Origin of the sequence: Mucilaginibacter sp. OK268, assembly GCF_900103125.1 — a bacterium.
Lineage (GTDB): Bacteria > Bacteroidota > Bacteroidia > Sphingobacteriales > Sphingobacteriaceae > Mucilaginibacter.
Genome location: NZ_FNJV01000003.1, coordinates 153,493 through 178,914, shown reverse-complemented (window position 1 = coordinate 178,914; position 25,422 = coordinate 153,493). Strand labels below are relative to the sequence as shown.

The following is a 25,422-nucleotide window of genomic DNA, read 5'->3' as shown; positions in this document are numbered from 1 at the left end:
GTTTTGACTGATGAGTTGTATTAATTGTGAACAATATTACTCAAATCTGATTCTTGCCAATATAAACTAAAGTTTGATTCTGTTTAGCTGTAAACCTATAGTGATTTGTACGGTACCCTTATTTGATTTATAATTACCAAAATCAGAAATGACATTATAACTACTTAAACTCTTTAAATAAGTTGCCTCTAAAATTAAACGTTTATATTGAAGACTTACCCCTCCTGATATACCTAAGTTTATTTTTTGATCATACTTTATAGCTTTTAACTGGTTTGAAACTTTAATGTTATAGGCCGTATCCAGTTTTAAACCTGGTTGTAAAGAAGTACTGTTAGTAATTTGCTTTACAGGGATATTGATAACAGGGCCTCCTTTTAAGCTAATATTATTGTTGATCTTATAAACCAAATAGATCGGGATGCTCAAAAAATATGCTTTTCTGGAATCGGTTATGGCCAGTACTTTAGCCGAATCTTTTTTGCTTTCGTTTACATCTACTGTATGGCTAAATGAGCTGTTTAAGTTTTGCGGGTTCAAAACCCTGATCTGTGTATTTACAGACCATTTATCATTAAAATGATAAGTGGCAAATAACCCTAAATATATATCAACAGGCAAATTGCCGTAAATATTTGCATTCTGATCTTTTGGAGTAAAACTACCTGATGAGTTTACACCGATTAAAATACCCCAATCTAAATCTGAGGGAAGCAAGTTGTTACTGTTGGATGTAGGTTTTTCTTTCTTGAATTTTTGTGGACCTTTGAACCGAGCCGCAGCCTGTTTATTTGTTTTTCCAGTATTTTTATTAATTCCTACTGTATTTTGTCCGGTAATTGTACCGGAGTTTAAAAATGATGTTTGGGAAGGTTGTATGATATATTTGTCATTATTCTTTTGAACACTATCAATACTGTTTATTAATGATTGATGGCCATCGCCATTGGTTGGAGTGATTACAACACCTCCATTAAATGGAAAATTAACCAGACCGGTCATTATATTTAATTGCGAACCTGGATTTACGCCTTGCAGTAAAAGTGCGGTGTTGGTTTTTGCGTATCCATTTGCTATAACCGCGTTTTGCATCGCTTTCTGATTATTATAACTTATTAAAGCAGGATGCTTTTTATTGTTGCTTCCGGCAATAGTTTGATTAACACTATTGGTAACTACTACTAAGTTTTTATTATTGATATTGTTTTTGACTGTTGGTGAAGTACGGTGTTGAATAACAATAGCAGTATCCTTACCTGTTGTGGGTGAATTTAATGCGGATAAGCTATCTTTTTTATTACTAATGCTGTCTGTTAGGTTCAGGGAATCAATAATAAGCGTGTTTGATAAATTACCATTGGACTTTATTTCCTTGTGTTTTTTATGCTCGATTTTGGTATGTTGCTGGTGTTTTTTATGAACGGAATAAATAACTAAACTGGCACAGGCCGCTGCAGTTAATGTTGTGAATAATAACGACGAGCCTTTAATAGCCTTTAAGGCTTTAACAACTTTTAAGACTTTTGATGATGCCGGTACTTTTTTAGGAACAACAGGTACAGATGGTAAATGCAGATCCAACAGGCTTTGCATGGCTAACCAATCATTTTGCGGCTCATCCTTAATTGGTAATTCATTTCTCTTTTTTTGCCAAAGATTGAGTTTGTTTAATGAGCTTTTCATTTTGTTTTTTCACTCCTTTCTTTCGGCCGATCATTGTTTGTTACCAATGGGTCTAGTAATTCTCTTAATTTTCTTTTAGCTTCGGCTAAATGCCAGCGCGATGTTCCCTCACTTATATTTAATTGTTCGCTTATTTCTTTGTGTGTAAAACCATCCAATACTGATAAATTGAAAACAGTTTGTGTGGCAAAAGGTAAGATTCTGATATTTTGCAGAATATCTTCAAAGTATAGTTTTTCTAAAACCGACGGAGATATAAAATAATCATCCTCGTCGTGCACTTTGGCGCTTACAGTATTAAATTTCAGTTCTTTACGACAAAGGTCTATTGAGGTATAGATCATGATTTTTCTAATCCACCCGCCTAATTCACCTTTTTCAATATCAAAGTTTTTTACCGATTGAAAAACCTTTAAAAAGCCTGTGTTAAAGGCTTCCTTGGCGAGTTCTTGATCAGGTAAATAACTATAGCATACACGCAGCATTTCGGCATGAAATAACTTATACAAGGCTTCCTGCCCCGTGCGATCGTTATCAATACATCTTTTTATCAGCTCTTCTGCCTGCTTTTTGGATAGATCCATTCAAAAAATTAGCACTTAAAGTGTTTGTAAGAGCCTCTTCGTATATAAATCATCAAACGTTGGGTTAAAAAAAAATATTTTTTTTATGCGGGTATAATATACGGGCTTTTTAAATGAAGACCAACCAGTTATAGCCAGTTGGTCTTCGTTCGAAAAGTTTAATAAACTAAATGTTACCTGGCAATTTGTGTTGGCGTTATTAATACTCCCGAAGTATAATTCCAATTGAAGGTGATGGTTGTAGGTGATATATTTATGCTTCCGGTATAAATATTACCGTTTAAGGTTACCTTGATCGGATAACTACCACTTACTAAATAGGGGTTTTGATTGTTTTGCCAAAAAACGATTGTGCTTGATGATATTGTTCCGGTAGCCCCCTTGCAAGTTATCGGCACTTGTGCATTAAGTAAATCGATGCTGAAGTTATTATTAACATCAAGGCTATTATTAAAATTAATCTCACTATTTGCACAATACAAGTTTGCGGTTTGAGCAACAAAATAGACGTAGCTGGTATCACTATGACTGCTTTTGTACAGACCCGCATGCAGAGTTATCTTATCGCCGGTAAGGGGAACAAGCTTTGTGGTGTCTTTTGGAGGAGTGGGAGGGGTTGGAATCGTGTCAGTTACTTTGCGAGCATTCGACTTTTCATTTGATGCAATTGGATTTTCGGATTTCTTACAGCTAGCAATCACAGCAACAGCTAAAAGCAATGCAAGCACAACATAAGTTAGGTTTTTCATTTTTGATGGATTAATAAATTAATATTTCTTTATTGCATCATCGCATCAAGCAGAGTAAATGTTGGGTATGTGTTAAAGTTTTTATGAAAATAAATTTTTAACCTGAAGCATGTTGTCAGGTTCTCGTTAAATACGTCTATTTCTTGAATGTCATTTGCTTAGTATCTCAAAGCCTATGCTGATCGTATTCCCGTTGCCATCAACCAGGGTAAGGATATGTTTGCCAGGAGGCGGATTGAGTGACATTTGATGAAAGTCCTGTGTTTCGCCAACGTATTGATCATCCAGGTGCCAAAATATTTTCATACCCGGAACGCGGTGCGCCGCGTTACAGATCATCCGGCCCCGGCTGCCATCAGCTTCAAGGGGGACATATATTTTAGCGTCATCCTTTGGGTATATGACCTCCATCGCATTACTATTCTCTGCCTGGGTACAGCCTGGCCGAAACGGCGGCAATACATGGTATTGATAATCCCTTGCTTTGTAGTAGTATTCCATAGATGGCGGCAGCACAAACCATTTTTTATTGACGATATTATCCGGCGATTCGCAATTGCCGTTCACCTGGTACCGACCATCGGCAGATAGGTGTATCAATTTATGATAGGGGCAAACCGGGGCCTTGAGCCCTGATCGGGGTACCAGCATGTCATCGGTATTATCGCAATACTGCCCGGCGCGATAGCCGCTTTGATGGCATACTTTTATTTTGACCATTTCGCTTGCTGGCATTTCAAACCAGTCGCGCGATACGGGTAATAATCTGAAGATCTCAAACAGGGCAGGAGCAGCGGTATTAATGCCGGTTAACCCGGGTCTGCCTTCGCCATCTGTATTACCAACCCATACGCCAACGACATACCGGGGAGTAATACCTATGGCCCATCCATCCCGAAAACCAAAGCTGGTACCCGTTTTCCAGGCCACACGCTGGGTGGAGCTGAACTGTTGCCATAGCATTTCTTCACCTGGTCGCATTACCTCTTCCATCGCTTGAAAAGTATAGTATATGGATGCCGCATCTAACAAACCAGCCTTTTCCAGATCTGGTTTTACAACTTTTTGAGATATGCTATAAACAGGACTATGATAATCAGCCGGGTTATATTGACCATGATATCGGTTATAATGATTAAGCACCCTGGCCATATCGGCATAGGCTCCGCTTAACTCCCACAGGGTATTTTCGCCGCCACCCAATATTAGCGACAGGCCATAATGATCGGCTGGTTTTGTTAGGGTTGTGATACCTGCTCTTTGCAGAAAATCATAAAAACGCTCATATTTAAACTGCTGCAGCATTTTTACAGCAGGCACATTTAAAGATCGGGATAACGCGCGGGATGCCGGTACAGCACCATCATATCCCAGATCAAAATTTTCCGGGTGATAACCTGCGATCAGTGTAGGTACATCAGGTAGCAGACTATTGGGTAATATCAAACCACTGTGCAGCATAGATGCATATAACAAGGGTTTTAGTGTACTGCCAGGGCTGCGTGGGGCGTCAATTACATCTACATCACTTTCCATCTGCGGATCTTCGCGGTGCGCTATATTACCGGCATAAGCGAGGGTAGCACCGGTTTCCACATCTAAAACAATAGCAGCAATGTTATTAATATCATTAGCTTTTAAAACCTGGTGATGCTGCTCTAAAATATCATTAACCTGCTCTTGCAACGCCGAGTTTATACTTGTTTGTAACCAGGTATCGCCTTCAGGATGATGCTGATGGTCGTTTTTAAAACGTTGAAGTAAATGCGGGGCCTGTTGAGGTAAAGGTACCGGGCGATCAGGTACTGGCTCCAGCTCGGCTAATGTCCTTGTGGTGCTATCTATAATGCCTTGTTTATAGAGGCGTTGGAGGAGTGAATTTCGTTTTTTGAGTAGTATAAGTCTATTCCTGCCAGGATGCACCAGTGATGGTGAGTTGGGCAGAACGGCCATCGCTGCCATTTCTCCCCATGATAATTTATCCGGACCCCGGCCAAAATATCGCCATGAGGCGGCATCCAAACCTATTACATTGGTACCAAAAGGAGCATTACTGGTATAAAGGGCCAATACTTCACTTTTGCTGTGTGTAAGCTCCAATCGCAAAGCCATGAATATTTCTAAAAGCTTATTCCAGATATTGCGCTTATGCCTGGTTGCCAGCCTGATGACCTGCATAGTGATGGTACTGCCACCGCTGGTTACCTTTTTTGAGATGATATTTTGCCTGATAGCCCGGCCAAAGGCCAATAGATCAAAACCAGGGTGATGTTCAAAGCGTTTATCTTCAAAAGCTACGATACATCGCTTAAATTTATAGGGTACACTATCGTTGTATGGAAACCGCCACTGACCATCTGTAGCGATAGATGCGCCGAGCAACTGCCCATTGCTATCGTCAATAACATACGATGTAGGACTTTTAAATAGAGGATTGGGCAAACAAAACCAAAACAACAGGGTTAAAACAGTCAGAAATATAAGTATAAATATTACTTTTGGTTTTTTTAAATAAATTTTGACGTGTTTTAGTACGGCTTGCATTAAAATATTTTCAATAAAGATATAATAGGCTTATACCGAAGTATAAATATATAACAAAGCATAGTTTGACCACAAAAACAATAATGACAATACAAAAATTATCAATCATCATTCCCGCTTATAACGAAGGTAACACGATACATTTGATTTTGGATAAAATTAAAGAAGTAAACCTCACGAATGATATTCAGAAAGAGATCATTATTGTGAATGATTGTTCAAAGGACAATACGGAACTGGCCATAGCAACATATCAACAAGCCAATCCCGATATTAATATACAATACTTTAAACACGAGGTAAACAAAGGCAAAGGGGCAGCATTGCATACCGGGATATCAAAAGCGACAGGTGAATACCTCATTATTCAGGATGCTGACCTTGAGTATGACCCTGCAGAGTATAATGACCTATTGAAACCAATAGTTGCCGGCTTTGCCGATGTTGTTTACGGTTCAAGGTTTATGGGCAGCAACCCTCACCGGATATTATTTTTCTGGCATACAATAGGCAACAGGTGGCTCACGTTTGCCTCAAACATGTTTTCCAACCTCAACCTTACTGACATGGAAACCTGTTATAAATTGTTTAATACCCAAATGATACAAGGTATCCAACTGACCGAAAAACGTTTTGGCTTTGAGCCGGAGATTACTATCAAAATTTCACGGATCCCCAAGATCCGGATCTATGAAGTTGGTATATCCTATTATGGCCGTACATATGAGGAAGGAAAAAAAATAGGATGGAAAGATGGGGTGAGAGCGATATTCTGTATCTTAAAGTACGGGTTGTTTAAAGCCCGGTAAAAACTTTTCAAAGTTAACATCCCAATACATAATATGCCCGGCTGTTATTTCGGTGGCCAGGCTTGCCATATTATTTTCGTCGGGTTTAAAACTGTTCATTTTCCAATTACCGCGTGAGGCAAGTATGCCACCATCTAATTCATGATCGCCGTTTAAACTCGGGATGTGTTTGAGGTTATTATCTAAACCAATGGCAGTTGCTTTGGTTAATGCTTCTTTACGTGTCCAAAGTAAAAAAAAGCTATTGATAGAACCCTGGTGAGCAATGTAATTGATCTCATCTTTACTGAAATAATCAGCAAGGATCTCTTTATAACTAAAAGAAGGATCTATCTCTTCGGTATCAACACCAACTTCGGTGTTTGATATGGCTATTAAAACCCAGTCACCGGCATGCGATACATTATATTTTAAATTTTGCTGGTGTATGTATGGTTTCTTATTAGCGCTGATAACAAATTTAATGGTAGTAGCTGGTTGGTTGGTATATTTGCTTAATAAACAACGTAATGCACCGCGACTTACCACAAACCGAAGCTTGTCTTTTTTTTGTACGTAACGGTTGGCCCTTGTTATTTCATCGGGCAGTAATACTTTAAAAAAATCATCAATAAATATCAGATTTGAACTGATCCTGATTCGCCAGACATCAACCTGGCCATCTTTTAGTTTATAATCGCAATTCGCTCCGTTTTGCCAATTAATGTCATCCTGGTATTTTATATGAACTTTAATTAAACACATAGGTAGATATGGTTATTTTTGAGCGACTTTGTTTAGGCAGTTTTGTAATATGCTTGCAAATATTTTATCATTAGGTGCTTTAAAAATAGAATTATGCCCACCAGGTATTTTATGAACGTTAACTCCTTTTAAAGCGTACGGCTTCCAACCAAGATACTCAAAATCATCCAAATAAAATGTACGATCCTCAGCTCTGAATAATTCAATGGCAATATTCCGGGCCTCTAATTTATAGAGTTTTTCGGCAAGTACATTCATTTCATCAATTTTATTAGCATAACCGAAAAAACCTTCCTGCTTTTCGTCTTTGAATAGCTTCCAGAACAATTTGGTCAATCCTCGTTTTGTGACTTTACCGGTATGCGCCATCGTACTCATAAAACCATTTGGAAATGTAAGATTGTATAATAGCTTACGTATGAAAAATTTTCCTCTTTTTACTTGCATGGTCAACCATGGATCAAAGCGAGGGGATCGGTAGGCATAAGTGTCAAACATGGCCAGCATTTTTATTTGTTTGCCTTGTTCTTCAAGCTGCTTAGCCATTTCGAAAGCAATAATGCCCCCGAATGAATAACCCGCGAGTGCATAAGGGCCAGTTGGGTTTTGCGCCATGATGGCTGCGTTATAATGCGCCGCGATATCAACAATATTACTTAAGGGCTCATCAATGCCGTTAAGACCCTTAGCTTGCAGACCGTACACTGGCTGGTCGGCATCCATGCCCGATGCCAGCGTATTGAATAGCAATACATTGAGTCCCGCTCCATGTACAATATACAAGGGCATTTTGTTGCCCGAAGGTTTAATAGGCACCAGCGAATCCCATACGATAGATTTTCCGTCCATCTCCAGCATCAATGCCAGTTTTTCAACCGTAGAGTTTTCAAAAAGGGTAGCGAGGGGCAGGCGTTTACCGGTGAGTTTTTCTATGCGGGTCATTACCTGGACTGCAATAAGTGAATGCCCGCCTAACTCAAAAAAGTTGTCATAAATACCGATGTTTTTGACTTCCAGAAATTCCGACCAGATATCAGCTACTAATTTTTCCACATCTGTTCGGGGAGCCATAAACAGGTGAATGCTTTCGGCCAGTTGGCTGTTCTTATTGGCCAGTGCTTTTTTATCTACTTTACCATTCGGGGTTAAAGGCATAGCCGGAATAATGATCAGGTTATCAGGTACCATGTAATCTGGCAGCACTGTTTTTAAAGCTATTTTCCAGCTCTTTATTTGAGCTGCTTCAGACTCCGCCATGTAACTATCGTCGGTAACCACGTAGGCCACCAGTTTATCGATCCCATTTTTATCGGGTTGAGCCAGAACTACGGCTTCTTTAATGTTATATTGATTAACCAGGTGATATTCGATCTCACCCGTCTCAATGCGGTAACCACGTATTTTTATCTGTGAATCAATACGGCCAAGGCATTCTATTTCACCATTTTCCAGGAATTTGCCCATATCACCTGTTCGGTATATTTTATTACCGCGCTTATTAGAAAATGGATCTGCAATGAATTTTTCGGCGGTTAATACAGGTTGATTTAAATAGCCTTTAGCAACGCCATCGCCGCCAATGTATATCTCGCCGGCAGTTCCAACCGGTAAAGGATTCAGGTATTTATCTAAAATATAAATGGCTGTATTATCAATGGGACGGCCAATGGTTATGATGTTGTCATCATCAGCCTTTATTTGTTTTACAGTTGACCATACTGTAGTTTCCGTAGGCCCGTATACATTCCACAGGCTTTCTGCACGGGTACTTATTTTTTCTGCCAGCTCTTTGGGTAATGCTTCGCCGCCGCAAATAACTTTTATTGGGGTAGATGAGTCCCAGCCAGCCTCGATCATGATGCGCCAGGTATAAGGCGTGGCCTGCATCATAGTAACATTTTCCTTCCTGATAATCTCCAGCAAAGCGCGACCATCTTTAGCCTCCGCACTATTGGCTATGATCACCTGGGCGCCGCTGATCAACGGTAAAAATAATTCCAGGCCTGATATATCAAAACTTACTGTAGTTACTGCCAGTAGCTTATCTATTGCCGCTATACCGGGGGCTTTTTGCATGCTATACAAAAAGTTAATCAGGTTGTGATGAGCTATTTGTACACCCTTAGGTAATCCTGTTGAGCCGGATGTGTACAGTATATAAACGAGGTCGTCACCATTTACATCAACCTTCACATCGCTTACCGGGTATTGATCAAGCTGTGGCCATATATTTTCTATCAATAACTCTTTTGCGGCTGATTGATAGCGCTCCTTATAATCTTCGGATGTAATGAGTAGCACGGCACCAGAATCGGTCAGCATGTGATCAATGCGGTTTAAAGGAAACTGCGGATCAACCGGTACGTATACAGCGCCGGTTTTCAGGATACCCAACATAACCACAACCAACTGTGCCGAACGATCAAGCACAAATGCTACTTTATCTCCTTTTTTAACTCCCTTATTGATTAGTAATGCGGCCAACTGGTTGGCCCTTTCATTTAACTGTTTATAGGTAAGTGACCGATCGGCAAATTTTACAGCCACCTGATCGCCAAATTCTTGTGATCGCTGACTGATCAAATGATGAAGACCTTTATCTTTTGGATAAGCAGCAAACGTGTTATTCCATGTATTTAACTGGTTGACAAGCTCCTGCGAATTTTTAAGAGGAATATCGGCGATGAGTATATCGGGATTATTTACCAGTTGCTCCAGCAAAAATTCAAAATCATCCATCATACCAGCGATGGTTGATGATTTGAATAATTGAGTATTATATGACCACTCCAATGTAAGCGATTCATCGCGCCCGGAGATATTGACAAATAGCTCGAAGCTTTCGTATTCACGCGGATTGCTTATCAACTGATGTTGCAAGCCATTAAAGCTTACATCATCGTCGAGCCCCATATCAATGTTAAACATTACCGGTACCAGGGGTATCCGGGAAGCATCACGAGCTATATTTAAGTTTTTGAGCAGGCTACCAAAAGTATACTGCTGATGTTCATAGGCATCTAAAATAGCCGACGTGCGTTGTTTTAAATAGCTTTTAAATGAAAGTTCGCCTTTCGGATAGCTTCTTAGGGCAAGCAGGTTTACACAGTGCCCAACTAAGTCGTAATTACCTGTAGCTGATTGCCCCGCTGCCGGCAGGCCCAGAATGATCTCATCTTGCCCGGTTAAGCGTTGCAAAAATATCTCAAAGGCTACCAACAACGTAGTAACAAAACTGCTGCCATTGTTTTTAGCCAATTTTTTGAGGGAGAAAGCCAGTTCACTATCCAGATTAAAATCATCACGGTGACTTTTATAGGTACGCAGGGTAGGACGTGGGAAATCGGTAGGGATGTTTAGTGTATGACCACTGCCGCTGAATTGTTCCAGCCAATAAGTTTGGGTACTTTTATATTCCGGAGTTTGTTCAAATAGTAATTGCTCAGCTGCGTAATCACTAAAAAGTGGTGCTGGCGACAATTGCGAATGTTCATTGTTGATATAGGCATTATATAGTTTTCCAAGATCCTGCATCATAATACCTATCGACCATCCATCACAAACTATATGATGCGCGATGAAGGTCAAAAGATGTTTGTCGTCGGATAATTTGATCAACGACGTTTTAAACAATGGGCCTGTTACCAGGTTAAAAGGAGTTAAAGCCTCATGCTGATTTTGGTCATCAATGAGAATCTGCTGTTCTTTATCTGAATGATTTGAAAGATTCTGATAATTGATCTCGAGCGTTAACTCTTTATAAATGCAGATGTATTTACCGTTGGCACTAAAGCAAGATCGAAGTGCTTCGTGCCGGTTGGCAAGGTCCTGAAGCGCCCCAAACATGGCATCCTGATTAAATGCACCCGAAAATAATAGGGAAAATGATTCATTGTAAGCACAGTTGGCCTCATCTCCACCAATAAGGCATGATGTCCAGATCTCCAGCTGTGATTCCGTTGAACGGGCTAAACTCAGTAACTCTGGCCCTGCAAAAGGATCGAATTCAACCGGAATAGTATCGTATGTGTAGATGGTGTCCAAAATCAGTTGTTGCTAATTTTTACCTGTAAATACTTTCCCGGATTTTCGTCGTCACTGATAAACCAGCCTGGATTACCATCTTTATCCCGTCCTAGTTTTGCGCCTGAAACAGGAGGGACAGTTGGTAGTCTATTTGATGAAATACCTGCCTGTTGGGGTTTCTCTGAAGGCATAAAGCCGGCTTCTATCAATTCAACGACACTTTCGTTAAATTTATTGATGATCTGCTCTACTTCTTCATCGGTATGCGCTGCGGTCAAAAAACAAGGAAAAAGATCCCAGATATGGATGCCTTTTAAGCGCATAAGGGTAAATAACAACTCGCCGTAAGCTAACTCATATTTGAATTTTATCTTCCATAATGAGCCAAAGTAGGGTATGTATAGTGGAATACCATATTGTTCGCAAATGGCGTTTAAAGCGTCAGCCAATCGTTTGGTGCGTGCGTTTAGCCCTTCCTGAAGTGCCGGGCCCTGTTCTTTCATATATAATAATGAAGCCCGGCCAGCCGCCAGTGCTAAAGGATGACGAACGAAGGTGCCTGCAAAGTAAGTAACACCGGCTTCCGGTGTTGAGTCATCACCATATTGCCAGTTGCCGCCATCTAAAGCATCCATATACTTGCTGATGCCTGCTATAGCTCCGATAGGCATTCCACCACCGATAACTTTTCCGTAAGTCCCCAGATCTGCCTTGATGCCAAATAAGGCTTGTGCGCCACCCGGATGCATGCGGAAACCTGTTATCACTTCATCAAATATTAAAACGGTTCCTGATTGTTGGGTTATCTCCTTTACTTTCTTTAAAAAAGCTATTGGCTGAAACTCCGGTCTTCTGCTCTGAACAGGTTCTACTAATACGGCTGCCAGTTCATGCGCCCGTTCGGCTATTATTCTTAAGGATTCTTCGGTACCGTAATCAAGTATCAACATATTTTGCACTACCTCGGGCATAATACCCGGCGCGGCTGGTACTGTTTTTAATTTTTTGGTGCCACGAACAATCACTTCATCATTAATACCGTGATAAGATCCGCTGAAAGCTACAATAAGCGACCGGCCTGTAACTGTACGAGCTATGCGCATGGCACCAAGAACAGCCTCTGAACCCGTATTACAAAGAGCGGCACGATCAAAATTGGTAAACTCGGTGATCAGCTTACAAACTTCGCCGGCAAGTTCATGCTGCGGACCTATTTCATAACCCTTTTCAACTTGCTCCTGAACTGCTTTCTTCAGGTAATCTGTTTGATAACCTAAAAAGTTTGACCCAAAGCCATTCAAAGCGTCGATATATTCGTTACCATCAATATCCCACACATGGCTGCCTTTAGATCGATTAACCACCAAAGGATATACTACCTCTTTGGTTAAAGGCCTGAAACCACTTACCACACGTGGATCAGCCATATATGGACGGTCTTTTTGTGTTTGTGACTTACTGGCGCCGGTTTTGGCATTGTATTGAGCCGTCAGATCTTTTAAAAATGCCGCTTGTTTATCATTTAGTTCAAGTGTTTGCTTTTCAATGCGCGCGGTTGCACCAAAAGGTTTTTTCAACTCTTCCTGTTCTTCAGGTGTAAGTTCATAGGTGATTTGCTGTGGTTTTATGGAAGCTATAGCAGACGTACTATGGTTTTGAACTGGAATAGGTTGTTGAATACCTCCACCGTTTTGTATCAATGCCAGCTGATTGGTAAGCAATTGTAATTGCTGTGATATTAACCCGATGATCAAATCATTATTTCCCGCGGCGTTATTTACAGGCAGGGGGCTAAATGTTTGTTGTTGCGATGCTGCTACCGGTGCAACAACCTCCGGTTTCAATACATCAGCAGGCAGGTTTGTATCCAAATAAGATGCCAGCAGGTTTAAGCTGTTATACTCTTCAAATAACTTTCTGAAAGTGATGGGTATATTAAATGTCTTTTTAAGGTTCGTAGCGATTTGCGTCAGCGAAAGGGAATCGAATCCAATTTCAATAAAACTCAATCCCGTGTTGGCCGCATCAATTTCGATGCCTGCTGCATCTTCAAATATTTCTTTCAGCTTATTAATCAGAATATCTTTTCTCATTGGCGTAGTTTGCGTGATAATGTTTTCTGTTTGTTGTACCGAAGCATTAGCTACTGTTTCAACTTTATTGGTAATGATGGCCGGTTCGAGCCAGTATCGTTTATGATCAAACGCGTAAGTTGGCAAATCGATCTTTTTTCTGCTTTGACCTTGATAAACCGCTTCCCAGTTAAGCTCTACTCCGTTTAACCAAAGCTGAGCCTGGGCCTTAAGCACGGAATACTCTTCGCTTAGGGTCTCCGTTTTTTCAAATCCTGGTACGATAGCAATATTTTTGCCTGTAGTATGCTGACGGGTTACTGTTGCCAATATATTTCCCGGGCCAACTTCCAGGAAAAGCCTGTTTTCATCCTCCAGCAAAGTATCCAAGCCATCAGCAAAGCGAACAGTTTTGCGCAGGTGTTGTGCCCAATAATTTGGATCGGTAGCTTCTGCAGCGCTCATCCAATTACCAGTTACGGTTGATACTATTGGTTTTACAGGTGCATTTAATTTTATTGATTTTACTATTGTTTCAAATGGGGTAATAACGCCATCCATCATCGAAGAATGGAATGCATGGCTGGTTACCAGCAAACGGCTTGGGATACCTTTTTCAGACAGATCACCGGCAAATTTATTGATCAATTCATCCGGCCCCGCAACAACACCTAATTTATGGCTGTTAATAGCAGCGATAGATAAATCTTCAGGTAATAGTTCGATCAATTTATCGGCTGCTAATCTTACTGATAACATGCTTCCTTTATGCATACCATTTACCAATCTGGCCCTTTCAGATACCATGATCAAGGCGTCTTTAAGATTAAATACCCCGGCTAAATGGGCAGCCACAAATTCGCCAATACTATGGCCAATTAATACCTCGGGTTGTATGCCCCGGCTCATCCATAATTTGGCCATGGCATATTCCAGGATAAATATGGCGGGTTGGGCGTTTAAAGTTTGTTTTATTTTTTCGTGCGATTGACTATCAGATGTTGCAGGATACATGATCTGCAACAGGTTTTCATGTATTGTGCTTTGTAATAAGGTTATACATTCATTTACCGCGTTAGCAAAAATGGGCTCGTTCCGATAAAGATCAGCACCCATTTCTGCGTACTGAGAGCCTTGTCCTGGGAACATAAATACAACACCGCTGGCCTCTGTTTTTAAGTTTTTGGAAGACGAAAAGTCATGATGTGGTGTATTTAATTTCGCCAACAACTCATCATTATCCACCACTAACATAAATCTGCGGAAATTAAATGATGCTCTTGTGGTTTGTAATGTATAAGCAACATCGTTTAAATTAACATCCGGTTGTTGTGAGATATAGTTGCCCAGTTTTTTAATATAATTATTAAGACTAGTCTCTGTTTTTGCCGACCAACAGATCAGCTTCCATGGTTTATCTGTTCCTATCGATACATCTTCTGTTTCGAACTCTTCTACAACCATATGAACATTAGTTCCACCTACTCCAAACGAGCTTACACCAGCACGTCTGATATCGTTACTTTCCCAGGGACTTAATTGCGGGTTCACATAAAATGAAGTATCGGCAATATCAATATTGAGGTTAATGTGCTGATAAAACAGGGAGGGAGGGATTTGCTTATTGCGAAGGGCCAATACCGTTTTGATAAGACCGGCTACACCAGAAGCCGCGGTAAGATGCCCCATATTGCTTTTTACTGAGCCAATAGCACAAAACTGCCTTCTATCTTGCTCGCCAAAGGCAAGGTTCAAACCCTCTATTTCAATAGGATCACCAAGAGGGGTGGCTGTTCCGTGTGCTTCGATATAGCCTATAGTAGAGGCGTCAACTCCGGCATCGTCGATGGCCATCGCTATAGCACCTGCTTGTCCTTGCGCGCTTGGGCCGCTAAAACTGCTTTTTACAGCGCCATCATTATTAACACCAACGCCTTTTATAACGCCGTAAATCGTATCGCCATCATGTAGGGCATCTTCCATGCTTTTTAATAAAACAACGCCAGCACCATCGCTAAAAACGGTACCAGTTGCCAATGCATCAAACGGACGGCAATGACCATCGCTGCTCATGATCGACCCTTCTTCGTAAAGATGTCCGCTTTTTATAGGCGAAGTGATAGATGCCGCACCTGCAATAGCTACAGAACATTGTCCATCGCGGATACTGCTTACCGCTTGTGCTACTGCTAATAAAGATGTAGAACAAGCCGCATAAATGGCTACCGCAGGCCCCTGTAAGTTTAGTTGATAAGCGGTTCGGGTAGCTATATAGTCTTTTTCGTTTAGTAATCTTACCTGGAAATGGCCTGTTTTTTCTACGATCTCAGGATTGGTTAAAACATTGTTATCATAGTAGGTATTATACCCGCATCCCGCAAAAACGCCAACGGTGCCAGTGTATTTTTGTGGTAGGTGCCCGGTTTTTTCCAGTACTTCCCAGGCTATTTCTAAAAACACGCGATGCTGGGGATCCATTAATTCTGCCGACCGGGGATTGAAACCAAAAAAATCAGCGTCAAACTCATCGGCTCCATCAATAATACCGCGGGCCTTTACGTAAGCAGGGTTGTTTTTAATATTAGATGGAATACTTTTATCGATTTCATCAACACTGAAAAAGCTGATTGTTTCACGGCCTTCGACTAATAATTCCCAAAACTCATCGATAGTATTAGCCCCTGGGAATCTGCCGACCATACCTATGATCGCCACATCCCGATTGGTGTTATTATCTTTGCTTTTCTTACGTACTGGGAGCAGTGTTGTCTTATTTGTACCAGTTAGCAAACTTGCTAAACCGGCCACAGTAGGGTATTGGTAAAGTTTGGTTATCGCAATTGAGTAGTTGTGTTGTTGTTTTAATTCGGCTATTGTTTTTAAGGCTAATAAGGAATTACCCCCAAGCTGAAAAAAATTATCATCCAAGCCAATCTTATCTAACTGCAATAAATTCATCCAAACAGAGGCGATATTTTTCTCGATGGGGGTGGATGGCGCTTTATATAAGGTGGAAAGTGCAGGTCTTTGCAAGTTAGAGCTGGGCAATGCTTTACGGTCTACCTTGCCGCTGGTGGTTTTGGGTAAGTCATCTAACCAGATATAAGCCGAGGGGAGCATAAAATCAGGGAGTTGGTTTTCCAAATGCTGGCGTACCTTATCTGTGTTTTGTAATTCGTAGGATGCAACAAGATAAGCCAATAACCGTTTTTGTCCGGAAGTATCCTCCTGCGCAATCACTACGGCCTGCTTGATATTTTCAAGTTGATTTAATAATACTTCTATCTCGCCCAATTCTACCCGGTTACCCCTGATCTTTACCTGGGAATCTTTTCTGCCTAAATATTCAATATTACCATCTGGTAGGTAACGGGCCAGATCGCCGGTGCGATAAATACGGGTGGTTTGAGATTCTTTTTCCTGCCAGTTGATGAATTTTTCGGTCGTTAGCTCTGGTTTATTTAAATAGCCTTCAGCTAAACTTATACCAGCTACACAAAGTTCACCGGTTTCTCCTTCGGGTACTTTGTGGAGTGTTTCATCGAGTATAAAGATATTTGTATTATCTATCGGTATCCCAATGCTGGGTAAAAATGGCCAGAGCGACGCGTCGACATCCAGCTTTAATTGAGTTACTACATGTGTTTCGGTCGGGCCGTATTGATTATATAATATGCAACCGGGTATAGCCTTAAAAAAATTAATGATCTGAGGGGTTATTTTTAACTGTTCACCAGCAGTCATGATCTCCTGTAAACAAGCGGGAATATGATTATTGGCAATAGCTGCTTCTGTTAAATACTGAAGCACTACAAAAGGTAAAAAGATCCGGTTTATGGCTTGGGTTTCAATATATTGTAGTAATTGAACCGGGTCGATTCGCAGATCATCGTTTATGAGTACCAGTGTGCCACCAGTGGTTAGTGTGGCAAATATTTCCTGGAATGATACATCAAAAGTAAGCGGAGCAAATTGCAGGGTATGTGTGCCCGTTGTAGATATAGAGTTATCCTTTTGCCATAATAAAAGGTTTACTAAAGCAGCATGCCCCATCAGTACACCTTTGGGTTTACCTGTTGATCCTGAGGTATATAGTGCATAAGCTCCAAGTGGGGTTTCTATAAGAGGTAGTGAATCTACTTCAGGATAAGTTTTATCGCTCAATAGGGTATTAATCGGCAACTCCCCAAAAAAATGTTCCTGAGTTTTGGTGATTATACAGGTATCGATACCAGAGTCTGCTATGATTTGTTCAAGCCTGTCTTTGGGGTAATCAGAGTCAAGGGGTAAGTAAGCTTTACCTGCTTTGAGTATAGCTAATACACTAATTATGGTTTCTATACAACGATGGTTGCTTACGCCAATTATTGCAGAAGCTGGGGTTTGAGCTAAAATTACGGCCGCCAGATTGTTTGATGCCAGATTTAAATGGGCATAGGTAATACTTTCGCCGTTGTAAATAACAGCAATAGCATCAGGCGTTTTATTTAGCTGATGCTCAAATAACTGGTGGATCAGAGATATATGATCTTTACCCTCTGTCGATGCGTTGCCGTTATTGATATTCATGAGTTGACAAGGATGGCTATCTGCACTGGCCAGACCATTTTATTAATAGGTTTTTAAAGTTAATTGCAGGAACTTTAAACCAGTTCAAGATAGCGATTTATAAGTTTTATATATCTATATATTTTAATTTAAAGAAATAAAATTAATTAAGTGTGTACTTAATTAATGGTGATAATAATTTAACCTGGTTAATGGCTGATATTAAACCTGTACTTAAATATTAACTATTGTTTACGCTGTACCTTTTCCCAAACTGCGCTTTGTTTGCTGGTAAAATACCTGATAATACCGGCTAAGACCGCATAATTCATCACACAAAAATAATATGGTATAAATAATACTTTTACACGCAGCTGCTTCTTTTCCATAATAAGGCCTAGCAATGCAAGTACATAAAACAATATTTGAGCCAGTAAAAGCAATTGACACCCGGTTGCGCCGGGTTCAAGCGCTAGTATGATATTTAGTGCGAATGATAATATCAGTAAAAAAGGAGTTATTGTCCACCGTAAAACACGATGACTGATGTATTGAAATGAAAGTATTGGATAAGGAAAAGGGTTAAATAAGCTTTTTAAACGCAAAATAGATTGGATACCCCCGGCAGCTATCCTGACCTTTCTTTTTAACTCTTCGGATACGTTTTCTGATGCTGTTTCAGTAGCATAGGCCTCGGGTTCGTATACTATCCGATATCCTTTTTGGGCTATTAGCATAGATATCATAAAGTCATCCAGTACGGTATCAACCGGAACGGGTTGATAAAGGGCGCGCCTTACACTAAACAATTCACCGGCTGCACCAACCACAGAATAAAGTTCAGAATCCCATTTTTTTAATGCTGATTCATATTTCCAATAAAAACCTTCACCGGCAGCACTGGCGTCCGCATTTTCATCAAAGTGTACACGTTTTTCCCCGGCTACCGCCCCAACTGTGGCATCGCTATAATGCCTGCATATTTTTATTAAAGCATCTTTATTTAAAAATGTATTAGCATCAGTAAACACAACCGCATCGGTATGCACAAACTCCATCGCTCGGTGTATGGCGGCTATTTTACCAGCCCGCTGTGGTTGATGCAGTAATTGGATCTGTGGATGTTGAGCTATGATGTTTGGCGTATCGTCTGACGAGCCATCTGTTATAAAAAGCAGGTTTAGCTTTCCTGCCGGGTAATTTAATAAAAGGGTATTGGCTATTTTATCTTTTATAAAACCCTCTTCGTTATAAGCCGCAACTACTAGTGTACATGTAGGCAGGTAGTCCAGATCTTCGGCTACCGTTTTAATACCCTTGAATACCCTTTTAATACGAATAATGAAATATAAAAGTATCCCATAACCGGCAAAGGTGTAAAATACAATGATCAGACTTAGGGCTAATGTGATTTTCATTTGACGGTATTAATGGGATAACCTAAATCGGTACAGTTTTTTGAATGGGTAAAATTCCACCAAATGGCCTTAAAAAGCATGGGTATAAAATTGCGGTTCCCGGATTTAAGGTAAGCTATTAAATTGCGTGGCACTACAAGAAGTAAAAAGTAAATATAAAAGATCAGCATTTTACTAAAAGGGGCATTCCGGCGTATAAAAAGTATCCGATTACGGTTCATAAAATACTCCTTTAACCTGCTTTTTTTACCTACAGAAACTGATTCTTTATGATAGATGAGCGCATCCGTACAAATCCAGGCTTTATATCCGGCTTTGATAATGTGCTCGCACCAATCTACTTCTTCGTAGTACAGAAAAAAATTCTCGCTCATTAATCCGGCTTTATCCGCAGCTTTTTTCCTGATCATCATAGCAGCACCATGGCAGTAGGCGGTAGGCCCTGTAATATGATCATACTGACCTGTATCCTTTTGTTTTAATCCAATACAAGTATTACGGCAGGTATAATAGTTCATTGGCGTATAGCCTGCGTATTGTATCAATTGCTTATCGCTGTAATATTTGATCATGGGGGATATGATGCCTACTTCATGATTAGCGTCCATTACATGAACTAATTTTTCGACTAACCCAACGGTAAATTCAGTATCATTATTGACCAGGAAAAGGTAGTCGCCAGTTGCTGCTTTAATACCCAGGTTATTTCCCCCTGCAAAACCAAGGTTAATTTCTGAACGTATAAAAATTACGTGAGGATATTTTAAAGACCACTCTGGTAAGGGATTTGCTATACTTGCATTATCAACTACAATAATTTCAATGTTTTTGTAGCCGTTCAATTTTTCTATTGATTCCAGCAAATCTTCAGTAACAGCCGACTGATTAAAATTTACAGTAACAATAGAAACTTTTTTCATGTATAATGATTAATGCCGACTGTGATACGTTTACGAATAAATATTAGCAAAAGTTAAGCCATAGCAGTGTTAAGCGTGTAATCTGAACTGTGGCTGTCATTATTAAATGTGTTACAATATGGAGCTATAATTGTAGTGATCGCCGTTGATACATAGGTGTTTATAATATTGTTTCTTAAATGGAAAAGATTATCTAAAAGTTAAACCTGTAATATAGAATAGCTATGGATGATGGAACGAAACAAGTTTCATTGAGTAAAAACCGCCCCAAATTATACTTCCCCAATTTAAATGGGATAAGGGCTTTGGCCGCTCTTATGGTGGTTATAGCGCATATTGAATTACACAAGGCTAATTTCAACATACCTCGTATTCCGCATTTTAACGTACTTAATTTAGGAAAGATCGGGGTAACCGTTTTTTTTTCACTGAGCGGATTTTTGATAACTTATCTGTTACTGGAAGAAAAGAAAAACTTTAAGGCCGTTAACTTTAAAGCCTTCTACATGCGAAGGCTTTTGCGAATATGGCCCTTGTATTTCCTGGTAGTTTTATTTGGCTTTTTCGTTTATCCGGGTGGATCAAACAAGGCATTATGGCTCTCGGTATTGTTTTTACCTAATCTTGCTTTTTGTTTGAACCTGTTACCAGCTATTATGGATCCAATTTGGTCAATTGGTACCGAAGAGCAGTTTTATATTTTCCATCCTCATTTTTTCAGGATCAAAAAGCTGAAGCATATTCTTTATGCTTTGTTGTTTTTTATTGTCCTTATTATAATTATTCAATTGGTGTTTGGAAAATTGGCTGGTGAAAACCGTGTTTATCAAATACTGCACACCGTTTTGTACTATGCCCGGTATGATAATATGATGATAGGGGCGGTGATAGCCGTTATTTATTACAATACAAAACACCCGGAATTTGATTTTAAATTTCAAGCATTGTTTAATGTGATCTTTAAAAAATGGTTCCAGGTTTTATTGCTGGTAACCTACATTATTTATCTGGGATTGTATATTAACTATGATATCCCTCATGGAGATGTTTTGATAGCCTTTATGTCGGCATTGCTTATTGTAAACCTCTGCGAGCCCAAAACAAGCGTCTATTCCTTAAATCACCGTTATTTAGATTACATCGGCCAAATTTCATACGGCATATATCTGTTGCACAAGTTTGTGTTATTCCTGGTGTTGTATCTGGTTAAAAAGTATTTGCCTCCTGAAGGTATGTTTATCGAAAATATAATGATCTATATAGCAACAATAGGAGGGACTATTGCCTTAGCTTCGGCTTCCTATTATGGGTACGAAAAACCATTTTTGAAGATCAAAAAACGATTTCAAAAAATCACCCAATAATAAATTAATATTATTGGGCGACAGATCAGTTAATAGTATAGTTAATTTTTAGTTTTTTGATACCTGATCAAGGCAGTTTTGTAATACCACGGCAAACTCCTTGTCGTTTGGTGGGGCAAATATGGTGTTATGTTCACCGGGTATTTCATGTACATGAACGCCTTTTTGTGCAAATGGCCGCCAACCCAGGAAATTAAAATCAGCCATATAAAAAGTGCGCTTTTTTGCTCTGAATAGTTCAATGGCGATAGGCAACGGTGTTAAAACATAATTTCGCAGCGCTTTTTCACTGGCTTCATCTATCTCGTTATCATAAGCAAAAAAGCCCTCTTTCTTCTCGTCTTTGCCCGGAGCTATTTTCCAGAAAAGCTTAATGAATTTCCGTTTAATGATCAGGCTCTTATACTCAATGGTACGTTTAGGGTCTTCTGCAAGCAATACCAGGCTATAACCTATCTGCTTTAACACTAACGTTGCTTTATTAAACACCTTCTTCAATAAAGGGTCATTGACAGTTGACAGATCTGCATAGGTATCAAACATGGCCAGCATTTTTACTTCTTTACCGACAGCCATGAGTTGTTTTGCCATTTCATAAGCAATGATACCGCCTAAAGAATAACCCGCAAGGGCATAGGGCCCATCCGGATTTTTAGCCACGATCTCGGCAATGTAATTAGCGGCAATCTCTTCCATCACATCTAATGGCTCGTCAATACCATTAAGTCCTTTGGCCTGAAGGCCGTAAACCGGTTGCTCTGCATCCATATTCATGGCGAGCGCGTTAAACAACAGTACATTCAGGCCAGCGCCATGTACTATGTAGAGTGGCATTTTTGTACCGTTGGGCTTTATCGGAACTAATGATTCCCAGGTGATAGAAGTAGCATCAAGCTCCAATCTGGCAGCCAGTCTTTCTACGGTAGAATGTTCAAAAAGCGTAGCCAGCGGCAGGCGTTTACCTGTTTCCTGTTCCAGGCGTGCCATGATCTTGACAGCCACCAGGGAGCGACCGCCCAATTCAAAAAAATTATCAAAAATACTAATGGTTTCCAACCCCATTAGTTCTGTCCAGATATCGGCTACCAACTTTTCGTTACTTGTGCGTGGGGCTACTATTTCGCCTGTACGTTGTATATTACTATAGTTAGGTTTTGGTAAAGCTTTACGATCGATCTTGCCATTAGGGGTGATCGGTATGGTTTCCATGATCACAAAATCATCCGGAACCATATATTCGGGTAATACTTCCAGTAAGCCCCGTTGCCAGGTATCAAATTGGGCCCGCAGATCATTGTCGTTTTTTTGCTTATTGATGATCATATAACCTACTAATCGCGGGTTACCGGGTGTATCTTCACGGGCTATAACCACGGCCTGTTTTACATTGTCCTGTTTTAAAAGGTTTTGTTCGATCTCTTCCAGCTCAATGCGGTAGCCACGTACTTTTACCTGGTGATCAATACGACCAAGACAAATGATCTCTCCATCTTCGCGTATTTTACCCAAATCACCGGTACGGTACATTTTGCTGCCGGGAATACCGGAGAAAACATCATCAACAAAGCGTTCGTCTGTAAGTTCTGGACGATTTAAATAACCCTTTGCAACACCATCACCACCGATGTATATTTCGCCAATGGTGCCATCTGTAAAGTTATTCAGCTTTTCATCAAGGATATAAACCTGAGTATTATCGATAGGCTTACCTATAGAAATATCTTCATCATTAGTGATGTGCTTTACAGTTGACCATACCGTGGTTTCGGTAGGGCCATACATGTTCCAAAGTTCAGAACAACGGGCAATGAGTTTATTGATCAGATCTTTTGGGAGCGCTTCGCCGCCGCAAAGTATCCTGAGCGGGAACTTAGTTTCCCAGCCGGCCTCTAACATTACACGCCATGTATAAGGGGTGGCCTGCATTACGGTTATCTGATGGTCAGAAACCAGATCAATCAATGCGCGACCATCCTTTGCCGTAATGGCATCGGTGATGATGAGTTTAGCACCAGTTAACAATGGCAAAAACATTTCGAGTCCAGCGATATCAAAAGAAATGGTCGTAACAGCAAGTAAGTTATCGCCGGCTTTTAAGCCAGGTTCTTTTTGCATGCTGAGCAGAAAGTTCACCAGGTTATGATGTTTGATCTGTACGCCTTTAGGTTTACCGGTTGAGCCTGATGTAAACAGCACATAGGCCAGATCATCCCCGGTAACTACAGTTTCAGGATCGGCGGCACTGTAGTTGTCAAATTTATCAATAGCATCCTCTATTAACACCTCCTGAGCACTTGAAATAAAATGTCCTTTAAGCTTTTTAGAAGTGAGCAGTATTTTGGCCGATGAATCGTCCATCATAAACTCAACCCTGTCTTTTGGATATTCAGGGTCAAGCGGTACATAAGCGGCGCCCGTTTTAAGAATGGCCAATAGGGCGATAACCATTTCGGGCGATCGATCGATTGATAAACCAATAATATCGCCGGTTTTTATATTAAATGTAAGTAAGTGGGCGGCCAGTTTATTTGCTGCTTCGTTTACCTGTTTAAAAGTAAGTGAACGATTCTCAAACACCACAGCTACACTGTTAGGTATTTGAGCAGCACGCTCAGCAATAAGATGATGCAGTGCTTTATCCTTCGGATAATGAGCCTGGGTATTGTTTAGTGTGTTTATAGCATCTGTATTTACAGGAACGGTCATTGTGAGACTTTTAATTATTTACCCGGTTAATATCAACTTCAAATATTATATACGTAATTAAGCGGTAGTATGATCGTGAGGTGTATGTATAAATTTTTTATTGGCACCTTTTAATTTAAACAGTAACAATAACATGGTAAAAAATATCAGCGGCAATTTTAATGCAGCACTAAAAAGTTTCCTGTTAAAGAACTCTCCGGGTATAGCAACAACAATACCAATATAACAACAAAGTGTCGCGACAAGCCACAGGTGCCAGTGTGGACCTACGCCAGGAAGCAGGAAGGAAATCAGTAGCATAAAAGGCATCAGTCCCAGCATCAATACCCGTGGCAATATAGACATTTGATATATTTCGTTGAAGTAATCGAAATTTCCGTATAAAAACAGCTGACCGAATCCACTGCTGCCATATTTACGTAACAGATTGAACTGAGCAGATAACCATCTTTTGCGTTGTTTTTTAAACACTTCAGGATTACTTACCTTTTCATCATAAACCAAAGCTTTTTCAGCGTAGGCCACTCTTATTTTTTGCCGGGTGAGTATTAATCCCATCTCCTTGTCAAAACCACCCACAGCGTCTATTTTACTCATGGTTTCCGTAAATAACTTATATTCCAAAGCCATACCAGAACCAATGATAGCCGCTGATAGTTTAAATAACCATTGTGACTTTCTGAAAATGTGATTGTTAACTTCCTCGCTGATACCATCAAGTACAGCTACAGAAGTATTGGAGTTTTTGGCAACGCGGTGGCCTTGTATTACCCTTTCTCCGGCCTTTAACCAATTATTGATCTGGTGCAGATAGTCGGGTGCGGCTACGTTATCGATGTCAAAAACTATAGCAGCATCAAAAACTTCAGCTGTATTTTCAATGGCCTTGTTAAGAGCCTTAGACTTAGTGCTATTCTCAAAAAAAACCTCCAGCACCTGCAAAGGCATCTGTTTTAGTTTTTCGATAGTTTCTGGTTTAAGTGAATCGGCAATAATGCAAACGTGGAAAAGATCTTTAGGATAATCAATAGTTAAGGCACTTGCGGCAGAGTTTAATAAAATCTCATCTTCCTTATAAGCGCAGATATAAATTACAAACCGACTTAACGAAGAAGCAACTGGTGGCTGCTTAATGGGTATTAATTTCCCCGCAACTGAGAAAATAAATAGATAAATGCTATATACACCCAGGTATATAAAAAGCACATCCATAATTATCGTTGCTATTAGCTTTATAATATCCATGTTTGTTATC

At 40.1% G+C, this 25,422-nt stretch carries 13 protein-coding genes; 2 read left to right on the top strand and 11 right to left on the bottom strand.

All coding sequences use genetic code 11. The annotated features are described in order from the left end of the window. Positions 1-66: 66 nt before the first annotated feature. The 4 genes from BLR84_RS11180 to pbpC form a co-directional block, all read right to left on the bottom strand. The gene (locus BLR84_RS11180; protein ID WP_090467943.1) at positions 67-1,683 is read right to left on the bottom strand and encodes an outer membrane beta-barrel protein; all 1,617 of its coding nucleotides are present in this window, start codon (positions 1,681-1,683) and stop codon (positions 67-69) included. Beyond that, positions 1,680-2,267, bottom strand: a complete 588-nt coding sequence (locus BLR84_RS11175) for an RNA polymerase sigma factor (protein ID WP_090467942.1) — start codon at positions 2,265-2,267, stop codon at positions 1,680-1,682. The genes BLR84_RS11180 and BLR84_RS11175 overlap by 4 nt, the downstream gene beginning before the upstream one ends. 173 nt (positions 2,268-2,440) lie before the next feature. After that, positions 2,441-3,016 carry a hypothetical protein gene (locus BLR84_RS11170; RefSeq protein ID WP_090467940.1) on the bottom strand — a complete coding sequence of 192 codons (576 nt, stop codon included), beginning with the start codon at positions 3,014-3,016 and terminating at the stop codon, positions 2,441-2,443. Between the two features lie 150 nt (positions 3,017-3,166). Then, complete coding sequence (pbpC, locus tag BLR84_RS11165; protein WP_255366918.1) at positions 3,167-5,458, bottom strand: penicillin-binding protein 1C; 2,292 nt, start codon at positions 5,456-5,458, stop codon at positions 3,167-3,169. Between the two features lie 185 nt (positions 5,459-5,643). Here pbpC and BLR84_RS11160 point away from each other — a divergent pair, with 185 nt between their 5' ends. Continuing rightward, entirely contained in the window at positions 5,644-6,369 is a 726-nt protein-coding gene (locus BLR84_RS11160; protein WP_090467936.1) for a glycosyltransferase family 2 protein, read from the top strand. Here BLR84_RS11160 and BLR84_RS11155 read toward each other — a convergent pair. The 5 genes from BLR84_RS11155 to BLR84_RS11135 form a co-directional block, all read right to left on the bottom strand. Beyond that, positions 6,340-7,113, bottom strand: a complete 774-nt coding sequence (locus BLR84_RS11155) for a 4'-phosphopantetheinyl transferase family protein (protein ID WP_090467934.1) — start codon at positions 7,111-7,113, stop codon at positions 6,340-6,342. The genes BLR84_RS11160 and BLR84_RS11155 overlap by 30 nt on opposite strands. A gap of 12 nt (positions 7,114-7,125) precedes the next feature. Continuing rightward, positions 7,126-11,157 (bottom strand): non-ribosomal peptide synthetase, encoded by a 4,032-nt coding sequence (locus tag BLR84_RS11150; protein WP_218128305.1) that lies wholly within the window; start codon positions 11,155-11,157, stop codon positions 7,126-7,128. Between the two features lie 2 nt (positions 11,158-11,159). Further along, complete coding sequence (locus BLR84_RS11145; RefSeq protein WP_090467930.1) at positions 11,160-17,780, bottom strand: type I polyketide synthase; 6,621 nt, start codon at positions 17,778-17,780, stop codon at positions 11,160-11,162. A 224-nt stretch (positions 17,781-18,004) separates the two neighbouring features. After that, entirely contained in the window at positions 18,005-19,177 is a 1,173-nt protein-coding gene (locus BLR84_RS11140) for a glycosyltransferase family 2 protein (protein ID WP_090467928.1), read from the bottom strand. Beyond that, complete coding sequence (locus tag BLR84_RS11135; protein ID WP_090467926.1) at positions 19,174-20,097, bottom strand: glycosyltransferase family 2 protein; 924 nt, start codon at positions 20,095-20,097, stop codon at positions 19,174-19,176. The genes BLR84_RS11140 and BLR84_RS11135 overlap by 4 nt, the downstream gene beginning before the upstream one ends. 224 nt (positions 20,098-20,321) lie before the next feature. Between BLR84_RS11135 and BLR84_RS11130 the strand changes: the two genes are divergently transcribed. After that, positions 20,322-21,461 carry an acyltransferase family protein gene (locus BLR84_RS11130; protein WP_090467924.1) on the top strand — a complete coding sequence of 380 codons (1,140 nt, stop codon included), beginning with the start codon at positions 20,322-20,324 and terminating at the stop codon, positions 21,459-21,461. 48 nt (positions 21,462-21,509) lie between these two features. Here BLR84_RS11130 and BLR84_RS11125 read toward each other — a convergent pair whose 3' ends face one another. Beyond that, a complete protein-coding gene (locus BLR84_RS11125) occupies positions 21,510-24,167 on the bottom strand; it encodes a non-ribosomal peptide synthetase (protein ID WP_090467923.1) in 2,658 nt (885 codons plus the stop codon). 57 nt (positions 24,168-24,224) lie between these two features. Beyond that, positions 24,225-25,412 (bottom strand): glycosyltransferase family 2 protein, encoded by a 1,188-nt coding sequence (locus tag BLR84_RS11120; RefSeq protein WP_090467921.1) that lies wholly within the window; start codon positions 25,410-25,412, stop codon positions 24,225-24,227. Positions 25,413-25,422 lie beyond the last annotated feature (10 nt).

Bases quoted from the DNA above. Each gene is read 5' to 3' on its own strand.
- BLR84_RS11180 (WP_090467943.1), bottom strand. From the start codon at position 1,683: ATGAAAAGCTCATTAAACAAACTCAATCTTTGGCAAAAAAAGAGAAAT.
- BLR84_RS11175 (WP_090467942.1), bottom strand. From the start codon at position 2,267: ATGGATCTATCCAAAAAGCAGGCAGAAGAGCTGATAAAAAGATGTATT.
- BLR84_RS11170 (WP_090467940.1), bottom strand. From the start codon at position 3,016: ATGAAAAACCTAACTTATGTTGTGCTTGCATTGCTTTTAGCTGTTGCT.
- BLR84_RS11160 (WP_090467936.1), top strand. From the start codon at position 5,644: ATGACAATACAAAAATTATCAATCATCATTCCCGCTTATAACGAAGGT.
- BLR84_RS11155 (WP_090467934.1), bottom strand. From the start codon at position 7,113: ATGTGTTTAATTAAAGTTCATATAAAATACCAGGATGACATTAATTGG.
- BLR84_RS11145 (WP_090467930.1), bottom strand. From the start codon at position 17,780: ATGAATATCAATAACGGCAACGCATCGACAGAGGGTAAAGATCATATA.
- BLR84_RS11140 (WP_090467928.1), bottom strand. From the start codon at position 19,177: ATGAAAATCACATTAGCCCTAAGTCTGATCATTGTATTTTACACCTTT.
- BLR84_RS11135 (WP_090467926.1), bottom strand. From the start codon at position 20,097: ATGAAAAAAGTTTCTATTGTTACTGTAAATTTTAATCAGTCGGCTGTT.
- BLR84_RS11130 (WP_090467924.1), top strand. From the start codon at position 20,322: ATGGATGATGGAACGAAACAAGTTTCATTGAGTAAAAACCGCCCCAAA.
- BLR84_RS11125 (WP_090467923.1), bottom strand. From the start codon at position 24,167: ATGACCGTTCCTGTAAATACAGATGCTATAAACACACTAAACAATACC.
- BLR84_RS11120 (WP_090467921.1), bottom strand. From the start codon at position 25,412: ATGGATATTATAAAGCTAATAGCAACGATAATTATGGATGTGCTTTTT.